At 66.5% G+C, this 3,975-nt stretch carries 5 protein-coding genes; 1 reads left to right on the top strand and 4 read right to left on the bottom strand.

The genetic code is table 11. The features are described from left to right. Window positions 1-162: 162 nt before the first annotated feature. Window positions 163-648, bottom strand: a complete 486-nt coding sequence (locus VFV67_RS14535; RefSeq protein WP_326470395.1) for a hypothetical protein — start codon at window positions 646-648, stop codon at window positions 163-165. A gap of 72 nt (window positions 649-720) precedes the next feature. Then, window positions 721-1,596 carry a hypothetical protein gene (locus VFV67_RS14530; RefSeq protein ID WP_326470393.1) on the bottom strand — a complete coding sequence of 292 codons (876 nt, stop codon included), beginning with the start codon at window positions 1,594-1,596 and terminating at the stop codon, window positions 721-723. Window positions 1,597-1,730: 134 nt separating this feature from the next. Here VFV67_RS14530 and VFV67_RS14525 point away from each other — a divergent pair, with 134 nt between their 5' ends. After that, a complete protein-coding gene (locus VFV67_RS14525) occupies window positions 1,731-2,429 on the top strand; it encodes a hypothetical protein (protein WP_326470391.1) in 699 nt (232 codons plus the stop codon). Between the two features lie 133 nt (window positions 2,430-2,562). Here VFV67_RS14525 and VFV67_RS14520 read toward each other — a convergent pair whose 3' ends face one another. Both VFV67_RS14520 and VFV67_RS14515 read right to left on the bottom strand, forming a co-directional pair. Then, complete coding sequence (locus VFV67_RS14520) at window positions 2,563-3,312, bottom strand: ABC transporter permease (protein ID WP_326470389.1); 750 nt, start codon at window positions 3,310-3,312, stop codon at window positions 2,563-2,565. Then, window positions 3,309-3,975 (bottom strand): ATP-binding cassette domain-containing protein (locus VFV67_RS14515; RefSeq protein ID WP_326470388.1); only part of this gene is annotated, 667 nt, incomplete at its 5' end. The genes VFV67_RS14515 and VFV67_RS14520, both read right to left, overlap by 4 nt.

The raw sequence follows: 3,975 nt of genomic DNA, 5'->3' as shown, positions 1-3,975 counted from the left end.
CGAAACCGGCCGGAGGCCGGCGCCTGCGGCGCCGGCCTCCGGCCGGTTCGGCTCAGCGGTGGCCGACTCCATCGAGTGCACTATTCGCGAGTTCCCGTCCCGAGCATCTGAAGTGCGGCTCCAGCACCGGTTCGCCAAGTGCTGTCCGCCCGGCGGGCGGCATCACACCGTGCTTTCGGTGTCGGACCACGGGCCGATGACGGCGAGAGCCGCCTCGTCTTCGTCGAAGGCAGCGAAGAGGGTCTGCTCTGTCGCCGGTCCTTCTTGGACGAGCAGGACCACGGGGTGGTCGTCGTTGTCGGTGGTGTGGTCGAAGTCGGTGGGGATCTCCCGGCGCAGCAGGGGCACGCCGCCGTCGACCAGGGTGGCCGCACGCAGGTGGGCCGCGGCGGCGGTGAGGTCTTCGTTGCTTCTCGACGACACCGTGTGGTCGAGGACCTGCGGTGAGGTCAGTACGAGCACCGACAGTCGGTCGCCGGTGCGTTCGTAGCGCACTCCCAGGTCGAACGGGAGCAGGTAGAGCACGCCCTCTTCGCCCTCGTGGCCACGGTCCAGGAGCATGTCCACCAGCCGCGGGCCGGGGTCGTCCGCGGTCGGATCGACCCCGATCACGACCAGTTCGGCCGCGCCGTCCTCCAGCGCTGGCACAGCAGTGATCCACATCTGTTCGGCGTCACCCATGCGGTGATCCAAGCACCGCTGACCCGCTGCCGGGAACGCTCAGGTGATCTGTTGGGTCGGCTGCTGGGCCTGTTGCTCTCGGGCTCGCTTCCGGGCTACCTCTTCGCGGACCCAGTCCGTGAACTCCTGGATGAAGTCGTCCCTGGTGACGAAGTTCGCCCGGCTCATGTCTATTTTCGACCGGCCGCTGGTCAGGTCGTCGATGTGGCCTTGGCCGATCTTCCAGACGCCGAGCTGCGACGACATCCCAGCGGCCAACCCCATGAACGCGGAACGCTGCGCTTGCACGTGCGCGGCCAGTGCGGTGGGATCGTTGCCCAATCCGGTCGCGCCGACCGCGTTTTTCAGTACATCCAGTTGGCCGCTGACCGCGTTGAGGCCGTCGGCAAACGCCTGGGCGGCCGCGCTTTGCGCGGACAACGTGAGCGTCGACAGGTCGGGGGTCGCGTCGAGATACGCCTGGCACGCGTGCTCGGTGCCGTCGAATATCGCCGCGGCAGCCGTGTTCAACTCGGTGGTCCTGGTCGGCCGCCAACCGCCCGCGGCCCGGACCCGGAACCGGTGCACAGCGTTGATCTTCTCGTTGAACAGGCGGTAAATCTTGGGGGTCATCACCCTGGCGACCCCGGCCAACTTGGCGGCGGTTGCGCTCAGCTCGGTGGTTTTCTCGACCAGCAAAGACGCGGCGTGTGCCGCGCGAAGCTCCATGAGGTCGGCGCCCTGCGCCCCGCCATGCCCCTGTCCGCGCCGGGCCCGGCTGCTGACCTCCTGGTGCAAATCGGGAAATTCATTTTCACGCCAGTAGTTCGGGCTGCGAGTTTTCGCCAAGCAGAACCGCGCCTCCATCGCCCTGCGCGGACCGCTCTCGCTATGGAACTCCCCCACGACATTGAGCTTGTCTTGGACCAGAGGCATGACCGGATTCTATCAGGCTCATTGGATGCCAAAGAGATGAATCGACTACTCCAAAAGGGCAGCTTATTGGCGGATGTGGGCACCGTGCACAACGTTAACAATGGTCACGTGCGAGCAGAGGATTGGAGCGAAAGATGAGCGTGCAGGAGGACGTGTGGAACTGGCTGCACCCGGCTCTTCAGGATCTGCGGAGCACGGCGGACCAGTCGTGGGCCCAGCGCCGGGCGAGGTTCCTCGAACAACTGGGCCTGCCCGACCCCGCGGAGCAGCCCGCGGTGGCCGCGTTGCTGCACTGGCTGGACGAACTGCCCGACGAGGAACGGACCACGACGCTGGACTCGGACCAACTGGACGCCACGGCGTACGAACTGGTGGTGACACAGGTAGCCGAACCGGATGCCGGTACCGACTACGACGAGCAGGCGTGGCACACGTTCCTGGCGACCAACGGGCCCTCCTGGGACGGCTCGGCCGAGTCGTGGCCGGCGTTTCGTCAGTGGTTCGAATACCACGCCGCCGAGCAGGGGTTCGGCACTGTGACAACGGCCCTGCTCGACTTCCTGGAGTCCCAGCCCGCGAGCGAACGGGTTGCCACCTTCGCCTCCTACGGCGTCACGATCGCGACGCCGACCGAACAACCGGCGCAGGCGGTTTCGGCCGGAGCGGAGGCGACGGCGGAGGAGATACCGGCGGAACTGGCCGAGATCATGAATATGATCGACAAACTCCCGAGCGCCGATCAACTGGACGCCGAGCTCGCGGGAATACCCGATGCGGCGGAGGAAGAGCACGCCGGGCTGGACGAACTGGACGAGCTGGACGTACGCACATAGCAACGTTTTTTTCCAGACCGAAATGCGGCCGAAGACAGCAACCGGTGACCTGACGCGAAACCGCCTCGGCGAGTGGGATTCGCCGAGGCGGTTCGGGACGAGTCGCAGCCGGATTGGGCTGAACTGATTGCGGTCAGGCTCGCTTGGTGAAGCTGCGGGAAGCCCACAGGTAGCCGACCACCGCGATGCCCAGGCACCAGGCGAAGGCGGCGAGGGCGTGGCTGGCCGACGGGGTGCCGTTGAGCAGTCCGCGCAGGGTTTCGATGATCGGGGTGAAGGGCTGGTACTCGGCGAACTGGCGCAGGCCCGGGCCCATCTTGTCGGCCGGCACGATGGCGCTGCTGAAGAACGGCAGCATGACAAGGGGCACGGAGGCCAGCCCGGCGGTTTCCGGGGACTTGGCGGCCAGCCCGAGGGCGATGGTCAGCCAACTGGCGGCAACCCCGAGCACCAGGACCAGACCGGCCACGCCCAGCCAATCCAGAGCACTGGCCGCCGGGCTGAAGCCGAACAGGAAGGCCACGCCTACCAACGCGGCGATGGCGACCAGGTTCGTCAGCACGGTAGCCACCACATGCCCGTTCAAGACCGCGCCCCGAGAGACGTGCATGACCTTGAACCGGTTGATGATGCCCTTGGTCATGTCGGAGTTGACCGCCACCGCGGTGGAGCTCAGGCCGTAGCAGACGGCCATCAGGATCAACCCCGGCGTGGCGTAGTCGATGTAGTCGACCCCCACATCGAATGCCTCCCCGAACATGTACACGAACATCAGCATGAGCACGATCGGCATCAGCACCGCGTTGAACACCGAGATGGGGTTGCGGGCGATGTGCTTGGCATTACGCCGCAGCATGACCAACGAGTGGGACTGGGCGCTCATTTCGCCGCCACCTCCGTGGTTTGGCCCGTCAGGGCGAGGAACACGTCATCGAGATCCGGAGTGTGCACCGAGAACTCCTCGGCGCTGATCGAGTACTCATCCAGCCGGTCCAACAGCGCCCGCAGCGAGCGGGTGCCGCCGTCACTGGGCACCCGCAACGCGAGACCGTCGTCGTCGCGAGTGGCATCCGAAAGCACCCGCGCCGCCGCGTCCAACTCGGCCACCGAAGCGAACTTCAGCCGCACATGCGTGCCGGGCACCTGCCGCTTGAGCTCATCCGGCGTACCGGAGGCGACGATGCGGCCGTGGTCCAAAACCGCGACCTGGTCGGCCAACTGGTCGGCCTCCTCCAAATATTGGGTGGTGAGGAAGATGGTCACGCCGTCGGCGACCAGTTCGCGGATGATGGTCCACATGGTGCGCCGGGAGCGCGGGTCCAGCCCGGTGGTCGGCTCGTCGAGGAAGATGATCCGCGGGTTGCCGACCAGGGTCATCGCCAGATCCAGCTTGCGGCGCATCCCACCGGAGTAGGTGGCCACCAGCTTGCCGGCCGATTCGACCAGGTCGAACCGCTTGAGCAGATCGGCGATCACCGCCGTACCCGCCTCGCCGCGCAGCCCGTGCAGGTCCACCATCAGCTGCAGGTTCTCCTGCCCCGACAGC

The organism is Actinophytocola sp., from assembly GCF_035762905.1.
GTDB lineage: Bacteria > Actinomycetota > Actinomycetes > Mycobacteriales > Pseudonocardiaceae > DASYTH01.
The sequence above is the reverse complement of the archived record's forward strand: the minus strand, read 5'-3'. Positions and strand labels throughout refer to the sequence as shown.